The following is a 20,509-nucleotide window of genomic DNA, read 5'->3' as shown; positions in this document are numbered from 1 at the left end:
TCTTTCCTGGAGATTTAAAGAGTTGATGAGGTTTTGAAGATTCTCTCGTTGGGGGCCTTCCCCGTAAATCGTAAGACGCAGATGCGGATAGGTTGGATAAAGTCGTGAAAAGGCTTGGATGAGTGTATCAAACCCCTTAAATGGACACAACCTTCCAACAGAGATGATATGCTTTGCTTGATCGAGCATAGTGATTTTCTGCAAAGAAGGCTTTTTCACAGCGTTAGGAATGACCAAAAGATTGCATAGGTTCTTAAAATAATCAGCTGCTGATTGCGTTTGCACAACCACTTGAAAAGCTTTTGGATACAAAAGGGTCCGCACACGATGATAAAGCCAAGGAAGCTTATGGTAAAAGGGGTGCGTACGCTCTGACACAATCACAGGTGTTTTAAGCCCAACACTTGCCAGAAGGGTGGTGAGGTTCATCACATCCATAAAGGAAAGCACCACATCTGGATTAAGGGTTTTCAGCGTCTTCCTTAAACAAAAAACGCGCCTGAGGATATTTCCTAGACGCGTTACAAAAGAGGATTCATTTTGAGTTTGGTTAAGTTGGATCAAACGGACCTTTGAATCTAAAGGATAAAAAGGTTTTGCATCCGGTGACGCCAAGGTAACAAGCGTTACTTGATGTCCCTTTGACACCCAATGATTGGCAAGATCCGTTAAAACCCGCTCCGCTCCGCCAGAGTTGAGCGACGATATAATAAGGGTAAGGTGCATAATATCTTCACAAGACTTTCAATAAGGCATCAAGCCTATTCTTGTGAGTATGATGTGTAATGACGTGATTGTAAGCAGCTTCGGTTATGTTTTTTACAGTCTTCGCATCTAATAGAAAATCTTTAAGATCCTCGACATTAGAGTGATCTGGTTTTAATTCAAAATAATGCTCTCCTGGAATTAAAATATCATTGTAACGTCCAGGATACATAACATGGAGAGTTTTTGTGCCGATAGCATCAAAATGCCTTGATGATATTGCTTTGGTATAAACAGGTGGTTTTGGGGCAAGCCTGAAGAACTTTTCATAGAGTTCATCGAAATCACATTCTTGATCAATGTTATCAATTTCAACGATCCGATCTTTCAGAAGAGATACTATGATTTTACGAACAAAACTAGGCACAATTTTTCTATAGGTTTTTCTTGCAAATGTTTCATGGGGCAAAACAATTTTAACAGATCTTTTTTTAAGAAAATCTTGTATTTTATTGACAATAATGTCATGTTTCTCCAAATAAAATGAACCAGCTTCAGTTGATAATGTTGCTTTGCAAGAAGAAAGAAAATCAGACCATTCTTGGCGATTAAATCTTTTTTGTGAATTGCTATCTAATCCTAAATCGATATTTAAGTTTAACGAATGAGCATTATGGTAAAAATATTGTATAATAGAATTGCGGTCATTATCGCCAACATAAACACCGTAGCGTGCCGAGCGTGTTCCAATATCAATTTTCTTATCTTTGAATGCATGTTTTGAAAAAAATGCTTCAGGGTTAAGAGCGTGTGGCAAAGAAATCACTTTGGCCTTGTTACAGTCTTCATAGAGCCATTGTCCTGCTTCTTCTAAAAGTTGTGTAGCAATAAAGTCAGCTTCTATTTCTTGTAGATTTTTAATCTTAGGAGCCATTCCTATTGTTGGTAAATTTACCTCATTTCCAACGAAAGAAACTAATTTTCCTCGCCGATTTTTTAGAGCCTCTATAAATGGATCTAAATACTTTAACGTATCCCCATTCATTGAGTGATGTAATACAATGAGTTCATAATTTTCTATTTTACTTTTTACATCTGATATTAAATCCTTGGAGGCATTAAAAACATTTATGCATAAGGTACTAAAATCTGAATGAGCTTTAAAAGCATCAATCCAATCATCAAAGTATGACATTTTTTCAGTATATGTAGAGTGCAATAAAAGTGTTTTCATAAAAATTCTTCAAGTAATAGGTTGATAATTTCCCCAGCGCAATTACCATCACCGTAATCTGTAATATCTTTGCAAGGCTTATAATTTTCAACAGTCCATAAGCGGTTCCAGCCACATTCTATCGTTTCAACCCACTCTGTCTCTTGGCGTAGGGTGATACAAGGCACGCGATGAAAATAGGCTTCTTTTTGTAATCCTCCAGAGTCTGTTAAAACAAAACGAGCTTTGCTTAAATAGTACTGAGTTTCAAAATAGCTTAAAGGTTCTAAACTTATAAAAGTATCATCTAATTGCGTTTTTTGAAGCAAGGCTTTTGTGCGCGGGTGGACGGGGAAAATGATTTTCAAATCCTGTTCTTTTGCAAAGCACAAGGCGTAATCCATCATGGATTGGAAGTCTTGCATGCTTTCCGTAGATTCAGCACGGTGCATGGTCATGAATGCAAAATCTGATGGCAAGCCCATGAGCTTTTGGGGAGCAGAAAAGTTTGTTTTTATATAATCCATGGCATAAAGGGTGGCATCATACATGATATCCCCCACATGATAGACGCCATTTTTGATGCCTTCATTTTTTAGATTATCCACCGCAGTTTGTGTAGGACAAAAAAGATAATCGCTTACATGATCTGTTAAAACACGATTAATCTCTTCTGGCATTTTGCGATTAAAAGAGCGCAAACCTGCTTCAATATGAATGACAGGAATATGAAGTTTTGCGGCAGCCAAAGCACCAGCAAGGGTTGAATTGGTATCCCCATACACAAGAACGGCATCAGGTTTATCGACTTGTAAAATAGCTTCAATTCCTTCAAGCATGCGCCCTGTCATTTGACCATGGGAGCCACTGTTAATATTCATAGAATATTGGGGCTTCGGAATATCCAGCTCTTTAAAAAAAATATCCGACATATTGGCATCAAAGTGCTGTCCCGTATGGATAATAGTTTCCTTAATGTTTGGATGCTTTTTTAAGGTGCGAGAAAAAGCCCCAGCTTTAATAAACTGAGGCCTCGCGCCAAGAATGGTGTGAATACAAAGAGTCATAGATATTTTGAAAGCTCAGGCATAAAATAGAGATGCTTAGAGATATTGGCCAAAATGAAGAGACGATTTTCTTTTGTCCATTTAATTGTTGCGTCAAGCCCATCCTCAAGAGAGGTTTTTGCTATAAAACCAAGATCTTTTTGGGCTTTTTCTGTTGATCCAAAACGTTTTCCAGAGCGATCCCACGGTCTTGGATTTGTATACAAAATAGGAGTAGGATTGTTTGTTAACCGATTGATCGCTTCTGCTAACTCTTTAATGGTGGTCTCATAACCTGAAGCTAAATTATAGACTTCACCCGCTTTTCCATTCACAGCACACGCGATGAGCCCTTCAACAATATCATCTACGTAAATAAAGTCACGTGATGCTTTGCCTTCATTTTCAAGTGGCAGTTCTTCTTGATGTAACGCTTTCCAAATAAAAGTAGGTGTTACATTGCGCCATACGGTAGCAGGGATGCCGCGCCAACTGCCAGCACCCAAAACTTCTCTTGGGCCATAAACATTTTGGAAACGTGCTTTAACAAAAGGAAGCTGATACTTCATCCAGTAATAGTTTCCATAAAATTCCCCAATAATCTTGGATATTTGATAAGGACTATCATGATATGAAGATACTTCAGCGTCTTCATTGGTTGCCCCCACATCATCATAAGTTTTTTTTGCAACCGTGCACCCCGCAGAGGAGTAAACCATTTTTTTAAGATGAGATGACCCTTTGAAGTGCTCGCAAACCTTAAGGGTTGTAATTGTATTATTTTCATGATCCGCAAGGGGATCATGAATGCTGGATTGATTTCCATGATATGTTGCTAGATGAAAGACATAGTCATAATCCTTAGCAAGACTCATCAGAATTCTATCATCTGAAATTGACCCAAAAACAAAGTCGACCTTCTCGTTCTTTGGAAGATTTTCAGCCTGAGCAGATAATAAATTATCAACAACTGTAAGATGGTGAACTCCTTCTTGAAGGAGTTGGTAGCATAAATTACTACCAACAAACCCAGAGCCTCCAATGACCAGGATTTTTTGACCTTGAAATCGCATATTTATTACTTCACTTTTAGGTGGGTAAAGGTTTCTTCAATACCATGTTCTTTGTAATACTGAATTGTTTTGGAAACACCTTCGACAAGTGGTACATGAGCTTTCCATCCAAATTCATTCTCTGTTCTAGATGGATCAAGAAGAATGGAGAACACATCATCAGGTTGACGTGGTTTTACTTCCACAACAAGGTCCATATTTAATGCTTTATTGATTGCATCGAATAATTCTTTAATAGAAACATCGCTGCCTGATGAAATATGGTATGTGCCGTTTCCTTTTCCATCCACCGCGTGCATAATGCAATCAATCATATCATCGATGTAAACAAAATCACGGCGTGTATCCATCACAAAACACTTTTGATTGGTTGTAAGCCGTTTAAAGAAAGTAGGAAGTGGACCACTAATATTACGAGGACCATAAGCGTTTGCCAAGCGGAATGTCACAAAATCTAAGCCTGATAGCTGCACATAATCTTCAGCTGCTGTTTTACTAATCGCATAGCTTGAACCACGGGGAAGAATGGGGTGATTCAAGGTCACTGGTTGTTCAACAGGTTTTAATCCATAACAAAGTGCTGTTTGGAAATAAATAATCCTTTTAACATTAGCCTTTGCCATAGCCTGACAAACAATGGCTGTCCCCATCACGTTTGTTAAGGCATCTTCTACCCAATTATTGGGATCTTTATAGGAAGCTGCAGCATGAACTACAAGGTCAGGCTTAAATTCCTGCATCAGTTGATGCATAAGCTTTTCATTACAGATAGAATCTTCAACAATTTTGAGCTTCGGATGGGCTTTTAAATTGTCCCTTCTTCCGGTTGCAAAATTGTCTATGACGATTACCTCATCGCCCCGCGCAAGCAAGCGATCGGCTAAGTGTGATCCGATAAAACCAGAACCACCTGTGATAAAAACTTTCATATTTTTTCTCCTATGATTAATAACGATATTCATGACTTTTATCGTGAAACTCACGATGCCACAACTCTAAGCAAAGCAATCCCCAAATTTTTCTTGAAAATTGCGATAATCCTTCTAAACCTTTCACAACTTTTTTTGCATCATAAAAACCACGCGTTTGGGCTTGCTGAGATGAAAAAATGTCTTGCAAAAAATCCTTTAAGTTTCCAGAAAACCATTCCTTTAAAGGAACTGGAAAACCCATTTTATCCCGTCTCATTAAAACTTTTTCAGGAATCTTATGTTTGAAAACTTCTTTCAAAAGGGATTTCATACGCCCCCCTGGAAATTTAATATCTGCTGAAATGGTTGCTGCAAATTCCACGAGGGGATGATCTAAAAAGGGCACTCGTGACTCCAGCCCATGGGCCATACTCATACGATCTTCCACATGAAGAAGTGCTGGCAATAAACACTTAAAGTCAAAATGGGTCATTTTATCAAAATAGGCTTCCTTTTGAACATTTTCTTGATTGTTGAAAATTCCTTTAAATTTTTCCATCACCTTTCTTAAATCAAATAGATCCCAATCAACTTCATCTTGAATATCAACAGACCTGTTAATAAGCCTAAAATATCTCTCATCAAGAGGACCAAATAAGCCGTCTTTCCAAAATTCTTTAATTAAGGGTTTATATTCTTGAAGTAAGGTCAGGTTAGGAATAATGGATTCTGGTGTTACGACAAAATGCCCATTTTTATGGGTACCATCGATCGCTGCCTTAATGGATTGTTCAAAATATGCAATCACATAACGTGCATAGCCGCCGAACAACTCATCGCCACCTTGCCCGCCTAACACAACTTTTACATGCTCTGCGGCTAACTTAGATACCATATATTGAGGAAATGCGCCTGGTCCCGCAACCGGTGTATCTAGGTGATATATGATTTTTGAAATATTGTCTGTAAAATCTTGAGAGGTAATGTTGATTGTATATAAGGATTTATTCAATGCGGATGCGGTATCAATGGCATATGAACTTTCATCATAACCAGGATGGTCTGTGAATTTTCCATGAAATGCACCGTAAAAATTAGGATTTGACTCACACGCCAATGCTGTTATTAGGGAAGAATCAATCCCGCCACTTAAGTAACTGCCTATAGCTACATCACTTACTTGATGGTAGCACACAGAGTCAGTTAACAAGGACTCTAATTTTTCTTCAAAATATTTTGGTGAGTGGCTAAAATCTATTTCATAAGACACATCCCAATACTTTTTAATATTGAGGTCACCCTTTTGATAAATTAATAAATGCCCAGGCATTAGTTGGTTGATATTTTGAAATAACGTTTCAGCCCCAAGCGTATATTGAAAAGTTAAATACTCAGATAGAGCTTCTTGGTTGGTTTCAATCGATGGAACCAATGGCAGGAGGGCCTTCATCTCTGAAGCAAAAGCGAATTGATCTTGGTTTTTGGTATAATAAAATGGTTTGATGCCAAACCGGTCTCTGGCACAAAAAAGACGTTTTTCATTTTCATCCCAAATAGCAAAAGCAAACATACCGCGCAAATACTGAACGCAATCAATGCCATACTTCTCATATAACGCAAGAATAACTTCCGTATCAGAGTGAGACTTGAAGACGTAATCAGAAAGTTTTTTCGCTTTTAGGTCTTTATAATTATAAATCTCACCATTAAAAACAATAACCGTACCATTTCGCCCTTGCATTGGCTGGTTAGATCGTTCATCTAACCCTATGATGCTCAGACGATTATGGGCAAGATAGATCTCTTTTGTCGAAAAAGAATCAAAATGATCCGGCCCCCGGTGAGAGAGGAAGTTTTTGTATTCTTGTGAAGGTTGGGTTATACCGAATATGGAGCACATCTTCTTATTTACGCTCTGTTAGTTTTTGAATCTCTTTTTTCAAGATATTTTCTTCATTTTCCCAGGTTAGATTTTGTTTAGCACTCAAAGCATCTTTTTTAGAAAAATTCTCAAAAAAGTTTTTTAAATCTTTTTTGAGTTGAGTCGGATCATTAAAGTCAGTTGCTAAACCAAAATGTTCTATCTTATTTAATGCATTTATTTCTTCAAGATCTTTTGAAAAAATTATTGGTAGCTGTGCAGCAATCATCTGAAAAAAACCATTAGGTAAAGCATACCGATAATTGTTCGTGAGCGCAAAATAAGGAAGAATACCAAAATTCGCTTCCGAAGCTACCGATACAATCTCTGTAGGCTGCAGGCGTGATAAAAATAGGATTCTCTCTTGGTATTTAGAAGAAAGAGATTCTTTTAGTGTGCAATACCCACCCCCAATAAAAACAAGATAATTATTGTTGGATGTGCATCCCCAAAAGGCTTTAATTATTTGATCAAGAGCTTGCCCCTCTTTTTTATTTCCAATAATGACAGTAATAATGTCACTCTGATTTAAGCCAAAATAAGTTTTTATTGTAGTTTTGCTTGGAATATCTATATCTGAACAGTGGGCATTCCGTATGACGATAGGACTGGTGTTATATTCATCCGTGTATAATTTTTTTACCCCTTCACTTACCGTACACATAAGGTCAGCGTTTCTTATGAGAGACCTTTCTATTCTTTTTTGAAATTTTTTAATTAAATTGCTTCCTAGAAAGGGTTTATCAGGGTTAATTTTTGTATAAAAGTCATGAGCATCGTAAACTAATTTAGCTTGATTTTTTTTAATTTTTTTCTTTATTGCAAGAAAGTATTCATAAGAATGAAGATAATAGATATCTGCATCAGGTATCTTTTTGTCAATACCACTAATATATTGCTGATAAAATCTTCTTTTAAAATTATAAAAAGATATGTAATCCAGGAAAAAAATAAGTCGCATTTTCTTAAGCTGGCACCATATCGCTTTTAAAATCTTCACTACGAAATTTTTTGAAGGAATCACGTCATTGCTCGGAATTTTTTCAAACGAATCTGCTAGAGAAATAAGCCTAATACCATACTTTGAAAAATCAACGGCACTTTTTTGACCCTCCACAACAATTGATTGATGTCCCCATTGGGCAAAAGAATGAGCTATCTTAAGAGTACGGCTATCCCTATCTAAGGCTAATGGTGTTATAGATACAATGATTTTAGCCATTCTTTTTCCTAAAAAGCCGAGCAAGAATAGTCATTGGAAGGGATAGGACGAATAAAGCGTACTGCAACATCTTCATTTTCCTTTGATTCGTTTTATATGCTGTATGCGATATTAATGGCTGCTTTAAAAAGTTATCAAGATCATTGACCGATATGTTCAATTTTTTTGCAATAAATTCTTTCTCAAATGGAATTTTTTTATGATCAAAGGGAGAAACCTTGATGATTTCCAAAGCTTGATCACGCCCTAATTGGCCAGCTAAGACCAAGCTTGATAAATGTGCTTTTCTTTTGTCGTAATTAAATCTTGTTGGCAACCAAAAAGATTGAAAAAAAGCTGTAAATTTAGACTCATGGTGCTTACCACCATAATAACTCCAGCCCAATTCTTTCTTTAAAATTTCTATGGCGTTCTCTTTATCATAATCAAGGTAATTAAGGGGAGAAATAACTTTTATTCTTTTGATGTAAGGATAGTAAACATAGTTTTTAAAAAAAGAAACCGTTGGAAATTTGGACAATTTTGTTCTGCCAAACCTTTTATAAATAGACTTAATATGGTCAAGATCCATGGCGCTGTATCCCCAGGATTGAGGCAATACCGATTCAGAAGTAAAGTTATATCCACTTAACACAATAGAAATATCATTTTTATTAGCAAAATTATAAAGCGCAGCAAAAAATGCATGATCTTGGGGGGTGTCTTGATTGGCAACACCAGATTTGAGAAAAGCAACTTGTAGCTCCCTCATCTCCTTCCAATCAACAACATGAGTGATTAAATCAATGTTGAGCGTTTTGACTATTTTTTCGATATTAGACACAGCAATTTCACTATTCCATCCACCATCAACGTGAACAGCTAAAACTCTTAGCTTCGAAAATTTTGCTGCCCAATAAGCCAAGTAGGAACTATCAACTCCGCCACTCAGTCCAAGAATGCAATCATATTTTTTATGTTTGTTTTTTTCTTTAATTTCTTTGATAACTTGATTTATTTTTTCTTTACCTTCATCACTCGGAAACAGCACTTGATCTTTTCTGAGATCAAAACTCTTGCAGTGACTGCATATACCTTGTTCGTCAAATTGTATCAGTGGGTCTGTCGTATCCATGATACAGCGTACACATATTTGATGGGTATTATTTTCCATTTAATATCTCTAACTTTTCTTCCTTAGATGGATAAGAGATGAGAACCGCATTGTAACGGCCATAATAAACAAAAAGTGCCCCTGCTGCCGCTGAAATATCTACTATAGAAAATAAAGATGATATATCCCCATAAGACTTTGCTCCACCAGACGCTATCATTGGAATCTTGATTTTTGCTTTTATTTTTCTCAGTAAATCAAAGTTATATCCGCTAAATGTACCGTCTTTATCTATATTATTGATGACAAGTTCTCCAACATGAAGCTGTTCAATTGCACTCATATATTTTTCGACACTCCAATTTATTTTTTCATTTCCATTGTTGATATAAATATTTATATCTCCAGATGGTCCCATTCTAAAATCAAGACAGCCCACAACAGATTGCGCACCAAACGTTTTTACGCAGTTTTCAACTAACAAAGGATTGTTATAAACCGCTGAGCAAAAAGAAAGCTTATCAAACCCTAGTCCCATAATCCGTTTTGCTTGCTCGAGGCTTTGAATGCCTCCCCCATAAGCTATAGGGAAAAAAGCTTCGCTTGCAATATCGGCTAAGATTTCAAAATTAGGCCCCTTGCTTTTTGTCTCTTTGCTAATGTCAAGAACGATCAACTCATCAACTTTTTTTTCATTAAAAATATTAATGGTGTTAATGGGGTCTCCAATATATTGGGGATTTGTGAATTGAAGAGTTTTGTACACTTCACCATTATCTAAAAGTAAAATTGGAATAATTCTATTTTTATTAATCATTGCAAACAAAAATTCTGTAAAATTTTAAAGCCATGGTCATGACTTTTTTCTGGGTGGAATTGGATAGCTATAATATTTTGATTACCTGCTACAGAGCAAAAATCATATCCGTAAGACGTATGAGACAATAAACAGCTGTCATCTTCTATCTCAAAATGATAGGAGTGTGCGAAATAAAATCGATGATCATTAGCTAAGTGCTCAAATAAAAAATGTGGCTTTGCAATTGTTAAATGATTCCAGCCCATATGGGGAATTGGTAAGTCATTTAAAAATTTAGAATCAAATTTTTTCACTCTCATATTAATAAGATTAAGACCTTTGAGCTCTCCTTCTTCGCTTTCTCTGCCCATAATTTGTGCTCCCACACAAATGCCTAATACTGGCTTATTCGAATGAGCAAAATCAATGATAGAACTATCTAACTTTGTGCTTTTTAAGCCCTGCATAAAATTGTCAAATGATCCAACTCCAGGAATAATTAACCTATGACAGCTTCTCAAATCAGTGGGAGACCTAACAAGGGAAGATGTAATATAAGATCGCCTCAAAATATTAACTATAGGCTGAATGTTTCCATAACCAATATCCACAACGCCAACGATTAATTCATCATTCATTGATTTTCTCCAAAAATATCAAGAAAGCAATCATATGGAATCTTTTTTTATGATTTTTAATATACTTTTGTATAAAAATTCGTGACCTTTTATGTTATAATGATATCCATCCTTTAAAAGGATGCCTGGGTTATCCTTAGTAAAATCAAAAAAATTTATTATTGAAATTTTTTCATCATACTCATCAGAAAGATTGTTAATAATATTATTGTAATTCTTTATTAAATTAATTACATTGTAGCTCCTCTCAACAAATATGCTTGTGGGATGCAGAATATTGATTAAAATAATTTTCTTAATTTGATTATTTTGATAAATAATATTATTTACTATTTTTTTTATATTTTCCTCAAATTCACTAATTTCTACATTAACAATTGATCTTTTTTTTGTGATATAAAATCTATTTTTTGTTACAATATTAAATATTCTGTCAGCTAATATCTTTCCATATTTGAATGTTTGCATAAATTGAATGAACAGCTTTTGTCTTTTTGTAAAAATTCTAGGAGAAGAATCACAGAAGCCCAATTGCACTACATAATACAAGGAATTGTTCATATATAAATCGCAAAATTCCATATGGGGAACATTTAAATAACTTGTAGTATCTGCTGATCGCTTGCATCGGTCAATAATGAGCCAGCCATTTTTATGCAATTCATACATATATGTTTTTTCCAATGGAACACCTTCTTCTGGTCTGGGAAGTGCTAAACTATCAGAAAAAAAAGTACACCTATTCATTTTGTATCCTCAGGAAAAAATTCTTTTATCACCTCTTGAAATTTTTGCTGGACAGAATTAAACATCTGCATAGTCTGCAGGTAAGCTTTGTCTGCAATATTTTGAGCGTCTTTAGGATGATCTAATATATATATGATTCTAGAATACAATTGATCTATATTTGGATAATCTGCGATAAAACCGCTTACATAGTCAGTCAGTAACTCTCGGTGCCACTCTATATCAAAAGAAATTATGGGAGTTTTTAATAAAGCGGCTTCGGTTAATGCATAACCTCCTAAGGGGATCAGAGCTATATCTGCCTGTTTAATATAAGATACTAGTTGAGTCAAATGAGTATAGCCTGCAAAATATACTCGTTCTTTGACCGGTAATAATTGTTCTTCTATAGATTCTTTTAAATCTCCCTCTCCGCATATGATTAAACCTAAATCTTTTCTAGCTTGCATAGCTTTCAATGCACCTTCAATAGCATACCTTAGGCGTTTCTCAGAACTTAGTCGGGACCATAAAATCATATAGTGTTTAAGACGAGAATTATTAAAAAGTTTGCTAATAGGAAAGAAACATTCCTCTACTTCATACCCATGCATTAAGTGAGGGATGATCCTTACGTTTCTTACTTTGGATGGGTGAGCACCATTATGAATAGAAAAATCAGAACAGTACTTATTAAATCCTAAAACAAGATCACAATATCTAAATGCAAAACTTAATAGAATTTTATTGTAATTTCTAAGAAGAAAAGGTTTAATGCCCTCTTGAGTTTCTAGGGAGTCATTATAGCTTGACAAATCATATGACCCCATGACTTGCGCCACTAAAGGGCGCCTAGTTATAAATTTCAATAATACTGAGATTAAAATATTATTACCTGGAATATTTGTATATATAATGGATGGATTTATTTTTTTTGCTAATTTTGTTAGAATAGGAAGCTCATAAAAAAGCCTGATAACCTTAAAAGTTCTCTTGAAAAGTTGAAATTTTAGCTTTTTAGGAAATACTATAGTTATGACTTTTGGTGTTAATTTATAGATACTTTTCTGAGATCCACAAAAATACAAAGCATATGTGTGTGGAAAGAAAGGTAAGGTAAATTGAGAATTTCTAGATTCATCGATAATCTTAGAATAATTCTTTTCATTAACTTTATAAATTTTGTTAGGGGGGGAAGAACCAATAAAAAGAATTTTCTTGGAAGCAGGTGCGGAATTTCTAAAAAAGGCTAATTTTAAAAAACAAACCAATATGGGGCACAACAGAAAAAGAAAAATGGATAGTATCGCATCTAATATTTTAAAAAAAATATTTATTAAATTGAATATAAAAGCCCATGTTTTTGTAAATATTAATTTCATAATTTACGTCCTATGAATTTTAAAGGTAACTAGAAAAGTAGCGCTCCCACATACGTTACAAAAAATCCAATCATGCTTGTAGACTGAAATTAATACCACATCTTCCTTTTCTTTGCATTCAAGACACTGCATTTCAAATTAACCTTATAAACTCAATAATTTTTTATAATAATCCGCTGTTAATGGTATACCTTCTTCAAGATCCACCTTAGTTTCAAAACCTAAATAGTCTTTTGCTTTTGTAACATCTGGAATCCTGAGCTCTACGTCAGCAAATTTCATTTGTGAGAAGACAATTTTTGAATTTGAGCCGAGCAATCTGCAAACAGCACTCGCCAGACCATATATTGTGTTAACAGCTCGAACATTACCAATGTTAAAAGCTTCACCGATTGCTTTTGGATTTTGCAAGCATTTCATTACACCTTCAACCATATCATCCACATAACACCATGCACGAATTTGTGTCCCGTCGTTATGGATCATTATCTCTTCATTTTGGAGAGCTTTTTGAATAAATGTTGACAGTGCCCCCTCACCAACTTGTCCAGGACCATACACATTAAAAGGCCTTACAATCGTACATGGCAACCCAAATTCTTTATGATATGCTAATCCAAAATGCTCATCTGTAAGTTTGGAAACTGCATATGTCCACCGTGCTTCCCCTACAGGCCCGATTACAGCTGAATGTAATTCAGAATTTTGAAATGCATGACTACCAAAAATCTCGCTTGTAGAAAACAAAACTACACGCTCGAGTCCAGTCATAGACTTTAATGTATCCAGCAAATAGGCTGTTCCTAAAATATTGACCCTTAAGGTATTCACGGGGCTTTTTATAACGGTATTAATACCCGCTATTGCTGCGCAATGGACTACATGGGTTGGAGAAAACTCAGTAATAGCCTTTTTTAAGGCTAATTCATTAGTAACATCTCCTTCAATAATAGTAACATTATTATCTTTTATGGAATTTTTATTTTTAATAGAGTTTCTTGAAAAGGTATCATAAATACATATCGTATTCTGATGACTTAACTTTTCAGCAAGCAAGCTCCCAATAAAGCCTGCTCCTCCAGTTATAAATATTCTTTTATTTTTAAGCATTTGTTACACCCTTTTTGACTGCAGGAACTCCTGCAATAACTGAATTTTCTTCATAAAATTGATCTTCTAGTAAAACACTATTTGTCGCTAATATTGAATGTGATTTAATGCGTACACCGCCTAAAATTTTACAATCGAAACCAATCCATATATTGTCACCTATGGAAATGGGTTTCGAACGTAACCCCTGTTTATTGATCGGGATGCTAACGTCTTTATATACATGAGATGTTGTGCATATCTTACTTCCAGCCCCTATCAGAACATCGTTTCCGATTATTAATCCACCTTTACCTACAAAAATGCAATTTCTTCCTATATACACATCATTGCCTATATTAATTTCACTGGGGTATTTAAAATGTGAGCCCGGTGAGATTCTCACTCTTTTTCCCATCTTTTTGAAAAATGAGCGATAAATAAAAGGTCTCAAATGCTCAAAAAAAATAAATTCCCAATTGATTAAGCAAGATTGAATAAAATAAAATAATTGGTCACTAAAGCGCATGGAAAATATCTTCTAGTAGCCCAGATTTAGGCCACATATCAGGAAAAGGTAAAGATGTATGATTAGGCTCATTTATATTGTTAAATTTGAAAATAGGTTTTGTACCTATATATGTTGCTAACTGAGTGGCTAAATCTTTTATCGATATATTAAAAGGTGACGCAAGATTCTGAATTATTGTTTCATGGTTATTCACAATAAACGTGTTTATCAAATGTTGCGAAACATCATCAACGTGGTTAAGGGTAATTTTGGGACCGCCATCATTATTAATTAATATAGGTTCTTTTTTTTGAATTCTATCAATCAAATTAGGTATCAATCTTGGTTTTTTTTGATGAGGACCATATGTAAAGTATAAACGAACTATATTTAATGCCCCTCCCCAAGAGCTTAATAAGGAGTTCTCTGCGTTTAACTTTGAAAGTCCATAAATCGAAGATGGTTTACACTCAATGACGGGATGAGTGTCATAAGGATAATCCCCATATACTGCTCCACTAGAAAGAAAAACTACTTTTTTTACACCAATATCTTCCAGGTATTTGCATAAAAGTTTTATAGGCCGATGATTTACGGATTGTAATTCATTTTCATCACTTGACATACTACCAGCTGCTATAAACACCTGTGTCGTTTTCGTTGATAAGCTTTTCCAGGTATTCTCATCGCACAAATTAAAACTCTTGGAAGTATATAGAAAATGTTTAATCCCTAAAAAATTAAGTTTATTAGAAACGAACCCACCAATAAAACCATTACCTATAATACTTAAAGACATATTCTTATCTTCTCAACAATCTTATCTTCACTACCCACATATCCGCTCATAGGCAAACTCAACACGCGTTCAGACAGCTTTTCGCAAATGGGCAAAGTAGTTCCTGTTGCTGTTGGATAATCCTCATAAGCAGTTTGCAAATGTAGGGGCTTTACGTAATAAACCATTGTCGGGATGCCAGCCTCTTTCAGATTAGACATCAATTTGGAACGGTCTATGTGTTCAGGCAGCAAAACGGTATACTGTGCCCAAGCGGAGGCTGTCCCATCAATTACTTTTGGAACGCTGACCATATCTTTTAACGCTGCATTATAAGCATCGGCTGTTTTTTGGCGGGCCACCAGTTCGCCGGGGAATATTTTGAGTTTCTCAATTAAAATAGCCGCTTGAATAGTATCGAGCTTTCCGTTCATCCCAATGCGCACATTGTCGTATTTATCGGATCCTTGCCCATGTACACGTAATGACTTAATAATGGCTGCCAGTTCATCATCATTGGTAAAAATCGCTCCGCCATCGCCGTAACATCCCAATGGTTTAGCTGGAAAAAAGCTAGTTGTTGCCATATCGCCGATGTTGCCAACTTTACGCCCTTTGTAAGAGGCTCCAAAACTTTGTGCCCCATCAGCCATAATCCATAAATTATATTCATCAACAATGGCTTGAATTGCATCGTAATCAGCAGGCTGGCCAAAAAGATCCACGGGGATAATCCCTGCGGGTTTGAGCACTAATTTTTTAGCCTGGATGATTCCCTGCTCAAGACTTTTTGGATCCATATTATATGTGTCTTTCAGGGAATCAATGAATACAGGCGTTGCACCAACCCAGGACACAACTTCAGCGGTCGCTGCAAAAGTAAAGGAGGGAACAAATACGGCATCCCCAGGCCCTACATTTTTGGCCATAAGCCCTAAACCTAAGGCATCCGTCCCATTAGCGCATGATACGGCATGTTTTACACCACAAAACTCAGCCAGCTGCTTTTCAAGGGTGTGTACTTCCGGCCCCATGATAAAAGTGCCATGATCCAAAACACGTTTGATGGCTGCATCAATTTGTGGACGAATAAGTTCTAATTGTGATTTTAAATCAATGAATTGCATGGGCTGAATTATCTCAGGCAGTTTTCGTTGCGGTGTCATTTTTACTGATCTCTTTTAAATTTTCGTCGATAACTTGGTATCTTCGTCCTTCACGCGGACACACCAAATTATCACCTAGCTTTTCACCTGCATGGCTGACCCAGCCGATATGTTTAGCCGGATTACCCACCATCACAGCATGGGGTTTGACATCTCTTGTAATAACGGCGCCGGCACCAATCAAGCTATAGGCGCCCAATTTATTACCGCAAACGATGGTGGCATTGGCACCAATGGTCACGCCGCGCTCCACAAGGGTAGGGCGATACTCATCTTTACGCTCTATCTCAGCGCGTGGATTATGAACATTGGTAAATACGCAAGATGGTCCACAAAAAACACCATCTTCTAAAGTTACACCTTTATAAAGGCTCACATTATTTTGAATTTTACAGCGATTACCCATCACTACATCTGGGCCAATCATCACATTTTGCGCAATGACACAATCCTCGCCGATTTTTGTGCCTTTAATGATGTGTGAGAAATGCCAGATTTTGGTGCCGCGCCCGATGTCACAACCGCCATCAACAATTGCTGTTTCATGGACATAATAGGGTTTAATTTGAGCATTCAAGGAAACAGCTTGGTGGGTGTGAAGGGATTGTTGCGCCGCATCCAAAACTTGCAAAACGCGAAGGCCTTCAGCTCCATCAGTGCGAGGATTTTGATTTTGAGTAATGCAATCTATAAAATGCTGGCACTCGATTTTCAAAGGCTCAGAAACTTCTAATGGTACATGAATCACATCAGCTTTTTCAGGTTGCGGCAGACCATCTATCCACGTCACTTGATGGGGATAAAGCTTGAGTTTTTCACCCCATGGTAATCCATCATCAAACACGGCCATACCACAATCACCCACAACCACAAGCTTTTGTTCTTTATAGGGATGAAGCCAAGATACAAAAATATGGGCCTCAATTCCATTTTTAAAACTCATGTGGGTTGTGGTCACATCATGAATACGTGGATTTAGATGGCAAGCGCCTGTTGCATAAACGGATTCGGGTAAGTCAGCAGCAAGCCCCAAAATCATGGAAATATCGTGGGGCGCAAAACTCCACAAAATATTTTCTTCATTACGGAATTTTCCAAGATTAAGGCGATTGGAATAGATGTATTGAAGCCGTCCTAGGTTACCTTTTTGAATCAAGCTTTTAAGCTCTAAAAAGGCGGGATGGTATTGAAGCAAATGCCCCACCATAAGCTTCCTACCCACTTGCATGGAAAGATCACAAAGTTTTTGTGCCTCTTCCACTTTCAAGGACAGAGGTTTTTCCACAAACACATACTTTCCGGCGTTAAGAGACGCTTTTGTCAATTCATAGTGTTGTGCTGCGGGTGCTGCAATCACCACACCATCACAATTACTTTTAAGCAATTCTTCAAGACTGAGGCTGGCAACATCATAGGTTTGGGCTGCTTGTTTCGCTAGCTCTTGGTTGGCATCGCACACAGAATGCAACACACCAAGCTCTGCAAAATTACGCACCAGGTTTTTGCCCCAGTAACCACACCCAATGACGGAAATTTTAGGATTAAGCATGTTTTATCACTTTATTTTGAAGAGAACTATAATTCGTCACTTGTTTGACGCAACCCTTATCCATTACCACAATCCGATCACAATCTTTCAATGTTGTCAGGCGGTGAGCGATCATAATAACCGTTCGATCTTTACTTACGGCATTGATAGTTTCCATCAAACGTGCCTCAGTGTCGTTATCCAATGCTGAGGTGGCCTCATCAAAAATAAGAACCTCAGGACTGAGATAAAGAGCACGGGCGATGGCGATGCGTTGACGCTCCCCCCCAGAAAGACGAATCCCGCGCTCGCCCACAACTGTTTTTACCTCATTTGGAAGGCCGTCAATAAATTTTCGAAGCTGGGCGGCATCAATAGCCGAATTTAACTGCGATGAATTTATATCCTTTTCACCAAAGGCAATATTTTTTTCAATGGTATCATCGGTCAGGTATATACTTTGGGGTACGTAACCAATTTTTTGATGCCACTGATAGGAATGAACAGGATATTGTCCATCTACCAAAATCAAGCCCTCATAAGGTTTTAAAAGGCCAAGAATAAGATCAACTAACGTTGATTTTCCAGAGCCTGTTTCACCAACGATACCTATACATTCGCCTTTTTGAATCTGTAAAGAGACATGACTCAATGCATCTTTTTCTGTGTTGAGATATCTAAAAGACAGATCTTTTATCTCAATATTTTTATTAAATTGAAAATCTGGTACATTAACATAATTTTCTTTAGCAGCCAGCATTGTGTACTCTCGATACACGCGTTCAATGGAGGGGATCACAGATTTAAAGATGTTGAGCTGATTTATAATGCGATTGAGCCCCGGCATAAGGCGAAACCCTACATAAAGATATCCGCCTAGTATTCCAATCATCTGCACGGGGCTTTCTTGATCTAAACATAAATAAGCAATGGTTGTGACAAATAATCCCACAAATAAAATTTCAATGACCATCCGCGGCAGAGCATTGAGGGATGTTTGAATGGCTTGAATGCCTGCTTTTTTGCGCGCATGAACTTGATAGACTTCTATAAATGATTCGCGCTTTCCCAAAAGCACAATTTCTTTAAAAGCATGAAAGAATTGCGTGAGATTTTGAGCACTATACAGGGCTGTCTCTTGAAGCTTTTGCCCAAAGCGATAAAATCGAGGCAATACACCTTTTACAACAGCTATTGAAACAATTCCTCCAATTGCAAAAATAGTTAATGCGAGGGATGGATTCATATAAATGATCATGCCCATAAGCGCCAAGAAAATCATGCCCTCCGATAATATGCTGGCGATGGAAACGATTCCGCTTGAGAACATGATTTCAGTATCGCCGCTCACTACTTGTATTCCAAAGGAAGAATTTCGCGTCAGATAAAAACCGTAATCCGTTTCTGCATATCGGTGAAGAAATTTGTTTTTAAAATGATAGCTCATTTTTTGAATAGAGAAATTTTGAAAAAATACTTCTGCTGCAGCGATAAGATTTTTGATCAAGTAAACGGCCCCCACAATAATGGCTATATAAAAAACAACACGTCCTGGAGATAAATCAGTCGAAAAACCAATTTTACCCAAATACTTCAGTCCCGTCTCTGGCGCATTTAAAACTTGTGCAAACACAACGATGACCGAAGCAGTAACAACTTCAAGTAGCGATGTCGTGAGTGCAAATGCCACAATGCCAAGCCACTTAAGCTTTTCATCACGTGTTAAAAGCGCGCGAAGTTTTTGAATCGCGGATAAGATAGAGGGAGTTGACATTATTGATCGTTTAAAATGGGTTTTAGTGAATTGAGGGCATTGAGGTATTTAGGTAAATGGGAAAACACCTCGCAAGCCAAAGGTTCATTGTAGGTATGAGATGTTAAATTTCTGTCTTTGAGCATCTCTAACCAAATTTTTTCATCCTGAATATCACCGGAAGCAAAGGCATGGCGAAACACATCTTTAGGGGAGTTTAGATCCACTCCTTTTTCATAATAAAGATTTTTCAAAGCTTTCCAAGCTAGTTCAAAAGTAAACTCAAAACGTTGAATAGCTGCGTCTCTTTGAATAGAGGGCGGTGCAACATTCGATGATAAGACTTCTTCAAATGCGTCCATCGCCTTGAGAAAAAGTTCAGCTTTTAATTTTTTCATAAATTACGATTCCATTTGCTTCAATAGTGGCTTTAAGTGAGGAATTTGAAGGCAAATCATTTAAATTTATACAATCAATACTGAGTAATGTATCCGCATCTTCAATGATATTAAGGACTTCATTCCACTGGTATGTATCCGCTGAAGGGCAAAAAATTGCAATATCAATATCTGATTTAGGGCGAAATGTACCATTTGCTCTGGAACCGAATAAGATAATTTTTTCTACAAAGGGGAGCTGTATAAGCTTTTGATAAAAATGATATGTTGTAATATCAAACGTCATACAAGCGTAACGCCCTCATCTCTGGCAACCTTATAAATCAAAAGATCTTGACCCGGATCACGGACAACGATATCGATTTTTTGTGTTAAAATCATTTAATACTTCACCATAGCTGCCGCAGTCTGGGTGAAATCACCGAGACTGCAAAAATTTCTAATATTCATTTCTGACACATAAGTACCAAAAAGATTCTTTACTTACGCTGCTTCCACAGCATAGGTGGGGAGAGTCATTTTCATTTCCCTTCCCATAAAAGTTAGCAATAATTGAA

20 protein-coding genes are annotated in these 20,509 nt (G+C 36.7%); all 20 read right to left on the bottom strand.

Going from position 1 to position 20,509, the window contains the following annotated elements:
- A partial coding sequence (locus tag P618_RS03565; protein WP_040458394.1) for a glycosyltransferase occupies positions 1–726 on the bottom strand: 726 nt, incomplete at its 3' end.
- Between the two features lie 7 nt (positions 727–733).
- Entirely contained in the window at positions 734–1,939 is a 1,206-nt protein-coding gene (locus tag P618_RS03560; protein ID WP_021827599.1) for a glycosyltransferase, read from the bottom strand.
- Positions 1,936–2,985, bottom strand: coding sequence for a non-hydrolyzing UDP-N-acetylglucosamine 2-epimerase (gene wecB / locus P618_RS03555; protein ID WP_021827598.1), 1,050 nt, complete (start codon positions 2,983–2,985; stop codon positions 1,936–1,938). Before wecB ends, P618_RS03560 begins: the two co-directional genes overlap by 4 nt.
- The gene (locus P618_RS03550) at positions 2,982–4,037 is read right to left on the bottom strand and encodes an NAD-dependent epimerase/dehydratase family protein (RefSeq protein ID WP_021827597.1); all 1,056 of its coding nucleotides are present in this window, start codon (positions 4,035–4,037) and stop codon (positions 2,982–2,984) included. The genes wecB and P618_RS03550 overlap by 4 nt, the downstream gene beginning before the upstream one ends.
- Positions 4,038–4,042: 5 nt before the next feature.
- Positions 4,043–4,966 (bottom strand): NAD-dependent epimerase/dehydratase family protein, encoded by a 924-nt coding sequence (locus P618_RS03545; protein WP_024161162.1) that lies wholly within the window; start codon positions 4,964–4,966, stop codon positions 4,043–4,045.
- A 16-nt stretch (positions 4,967–4,982) separates the two neighbouring features.
- Positions 4,983–6,848 (bottom strand): asparagine synthase (glutamine-hydrolyzing), encoded by a 1,866-nt coding sequence (asnB, locus tag P618_RS03540; RefSeq protein WP_021827595.1) that lies wholly within the window; start codon positions 6,846–6,848, stop codon positions 4,983–4,985.
- Between the two features lie 4 nt (positions 6,849–6,852).
- Positions 6,853–8,091, bottom strand: coding sequence for a glycosyltransferase family protein (locus tag P618_RS03535; RefSeq protein WP_021827594.1), 1,239 nt, complete (start codon positions 8,089–8,091; stop codon positions 6,853–6,855).
- A complete protein-coding gene (locus P618_RS03530; protein WP_021827593.1) occupies positions 8,084–9,244 on the bottom strand; it encodes an N-acetyl sugar amidotransferase in 1,161 nt (386 codons plus the stop codon). Before P618_RS03530 ends, P618_RS03535 begins: the two co-directional genes overlap by 8 nt.
- Complete coding sequence (locus P618_RS03525) at positions 9,234–10,001, bottom strand: HisA/HisF-related TIM barrel protein (protein WP_021827592.1); 768 nt, start codon at positions 9,999–10,001, stop codon at positions 9,234–9,236. The genes P618_RS03530 and P618_RS03525 overlap by 11 nt, the downstream gene beginning before the upstream one ends.
- Positions 9,998–10,621 carry an imidazole glycerol phosphate synthase subunit HisH gene (gene hisH / locus P618_RS03520; RefSeq protein WP_021827591.1) on the bottom strand — a complete coding sequence of 208 codons (624 nt, stop codon included), beginning with the start codon at positions 10,619–10,621 and terminating at the stop codon, positions 9,998–10,000. Before hisH ends, P618_RS03525 begins: the two co-directional genes overlap by 4 nt.
- Positions 10,622–10,651: 30 nt before the next feature.
- Entirely contained in the window at positions 10,652–11,368 is a 717-nt protein-coding gene (locus tag P618_RS03515; protein ID WP_021827590.1) for an SGNH/GDSL hydrolase family protein, read from the bottom strand.
- Positions 11,365–12,729, bottom strand: a complete 1,365-nt coding sequence (locus tag P618_RS03510) for a glycosyltransferase family 4 protein (RefSeq protein WP_021827589.1) — start codon at positions 12,727–12,729, stop codon at positions 11,365–11,367. Before P618_RS03510 ends, P618_RS03515 begins: the two co-directional genes overlap by 4 nt.
- A gap of 144 nt (positions 12,730–12,873) precedes the next feature.
- Positions 12,874–13,839 (bottom strand): NAD-dependent epimerase/dehydratase family protein, encoded by a 966-nt coding sequence (locus tag P618_RS03505; protein ID WP_021827588.1) that lies wholly within the window; start codon positions 13,837–13,839, stop codon positions 12,874–12,876.
- Entirely contained in the window at positions 13,832–14,347 is a 516-nt protein-coding gene (locus tag P618_RS03500) for an acyltransferase (RefSeq protein WP_024161161.1), read from the bottom strand. The genes P618_RS03505 and P618_RS03500 overlap by 8 nt, the downstream gene beginning before the upstream one ends.
- Complete coding sequence (locus P618_RS03495; protein WP_021827586.1) at positions 14,337–15,128, bottom strand: NAD-dependent epimerase/dehydratase family protein; 792 nt, start codon at positions 15,126–15,128, stop codon at positions 14,337–14,339. The genes P618_RS03500 and P618_RS03495 overlap by 11 nt, the downstream gene beginning before the upstream one ends.
- On the bottom strand, positions 15,119–16,273 hold the full coding sequence (locus P618_RS03490; protein ID WP_021827585.1) for a DegT/DnrJ/EryC1/StrS family aminotransferase: 1,155 nt from the start codon (positions 16,271–16,273) through the stop codon (positions 15,119–15,121). The genes P618_RS03495 and P618_RS03490 overlap by 10 nt, the downstream gene beginning before the upstream one ends.
- On the bottom strand, positions 16,248–17,822 hold the full coding sequence (locus P618_RS08850; protein WP_021827584.1) for a Gfo/Idh/MocA family oxidoreductase: 1,575 nt from the start codon (positions 17,820–17,822) through the stop codon (positions 16,248–16,250). The genes P618_RS03490 and P618_RS08850 overlap by 26 nt, the downstream gene beginning before the upstream one ends.
- A complete protein-coding gene (locus P618_RS03480) occupies positions 17,815–19,575 on the bottom strand; it encodes an ABC transporter ATP-binding protein (protein WP_021827583.1) in 1,761 nt (586 codons plus the stop codon). Before P618_RS03480 ends, P618_RS08850 begins: the two co-directional genes overlap by 8 nt.
- The gene (locus P618_RS03475) at positions 19,575–19,952 is read right to left on the bottom strand and encodes an HI0074 family nucleotidyltransferase substrate-binding subunit (protein ID WP_021827582.1); all 378 of its coding nucleotides are present in this window, start codon (positions 19,950–19,952) and stop codon (positions 19,575–19,577) included. The genes P618_RS03480 and P618_RS03475 overlap by 1 nt, the downstream gene beginning before the upstream one ends.
- On the bottom strand, positions 19,933–20,238 hold the full coding sequence (locus P618_RS03470; RefSeq protein WP_021827581.1) for a nucleotidyltransferase domain-containing protein: 306 nt from the start codon (positions 20,236–20,238) through the stop codon (positions 19,933–19,935). The genes P618_RS03475 and P618_RS03470 overlap by 20 nt, the downstream gene beginning before the upstream one ends.
- Positions 20,239–20,509: the final 271 nt, after the last annotated feature.

It is taken from the genome of Holospora obtusa F1 (genome assembly GCF_000469665.2).
GTDB lineage: Bacteria > Pseudomonadota > Alphaproteobacteria > Holosporales > Holosporaceae > Holospora > Holospora obtusa.
This window is presented reverse-complemented; position numbering and strand designations above follow the sequence as displayed.

Excerpts from the sequence above, each read along its gene's own strand:
- P618_RS03560 (WP_021827599.1), bottom strand. The coding sequence starts at position 1,939 with ATGAAAACACTTTTATTGCACTCTACATATACTGAAAAAATGTCATAC.
- wecB (WP_021827598.1), bottom strand. The coding sequence starts at position 2,985 with ATGACTCTTTGTATTCACACCATTCTTGGCGCGAGGCCTCAGTTTATT.
- P618_RS03550 (WP_021827597.1), bottom strand. The coding sequence starts at position 4,037 with ATGCGATTTCAAGGTCAAAAAATCCTGGTCATTGGAGGCTCTGGGTTT.
- P618_RS03545 (WP_024161162.1), bottom strand. The coding sequence starts at position 4,966 with ATGAAAGTTTTTATCACAGGTGGTTCTGGTTTTATCGGATCACACTTA.
- asnB (WP_021827595.1), bottom strand. The coding sequence starts at position 6,848 with ATGTGCTCCATATTCGGTATAACCCAACCTTCACAAGAATACAAAAAC.
- P618_RS03535 (WP_021827594.1), bottom strand. The coding sequence starts at position 8,091 with ATGGCTAAAATCATTGTATCTATAACACCATTAGCCTTAGATAGGGAT.
- P618_RS03530 (WP_021827593.1), bottom strand. The coding sequence starts at position 9,244 with ATGGAAAATAATACCCATCAAATATGTGTACGCTGTATCATGGATACG.
- P618_RS03525 (WP_021827592.1), bottom strand. The coding sequence starts at position 10,001 with ATGATTAATAAAAATAGAATTATTCCAATTTTACTTTTAGATAATGGT.
- hisH (WP_021827591.1), bottom strand. The coding sequence starts at position 10,621 with ATGAATGATGAATTAATCGTTGGCGTTGTGGATATTGGTTATGGAAAC.
- P618_RS03515 (WP_021827590.1), bottom strand. The coding sequence starts at position 11,368 with ATGAATAGGTGTACTTTTTTTTCTGATAGTTTAGCACTTCCCAGACCA.
- P618_RS03510 (WP_021827589.1), bottom strand. The coding sequence starts at position 12,729 with ATGAAATTAATATTTACAAAAACATGGGCTTTTATATTCAATTTAATA.
- P618_RS03505 (WP_021827588.1), bottom strand. The coding sequence starts at position 13,839 with ATGCTTAAAAATAAAAGAATATTTATAACTGGAGGAGCAGGCTTTATT.
- P618_RS03500 (WP_024161161.1), bottom strand. The coding sequence starts at position 14,347 with ATGCGCTTTAGTGACCAATTATTTTATTTTATTCAATCTTGCTTAATC.
- P618_RS03495 (WP_021827586.1), bottom strand. The coding sequence starts at position 15,128 with ATGTCTTTAAGTATTATAGGTAATGGTTTTATTGGTGGGTTCGTTTCT.
- P618_RS03490 (WP_021827585.1), bottom strand. The coding sequence starts at position 16,273 with ATGACACCGCAACGAAAACTGCCTGAGATAATTCAGCCCATGCAATTC.
- P618_RS08850 (WP_021827584.1), bottom strand. The coding sequence starts at position 17,822 with ATGCTTAATCCTAAAATTTCCGTCATTGGGTGTGGTTACTGGGGCAAA.
- P618_RS03480 (WP_021827583.1), bottom strand. The coding sequence starts at position 19,575 with ATGTCAACTCCCTCTATCTTATCCGCGATTCAAAAACTTCGCGCGCTT.
- P618_RS03475 (WP_021827582.1), bottom strand. The coding sequence starts at position 19,952 with ATGAAAAAATTAAAAGCTGAACTTTTTCTCAAGGCGATGGACGCATTT.
- P618_RS03470 (WP_021827581.1), bottom strand. The coding sequence starts at position 20,238 with ATGACGTTTGATATTACAACATATCATTTTTATCAAAAGCTTATACAG.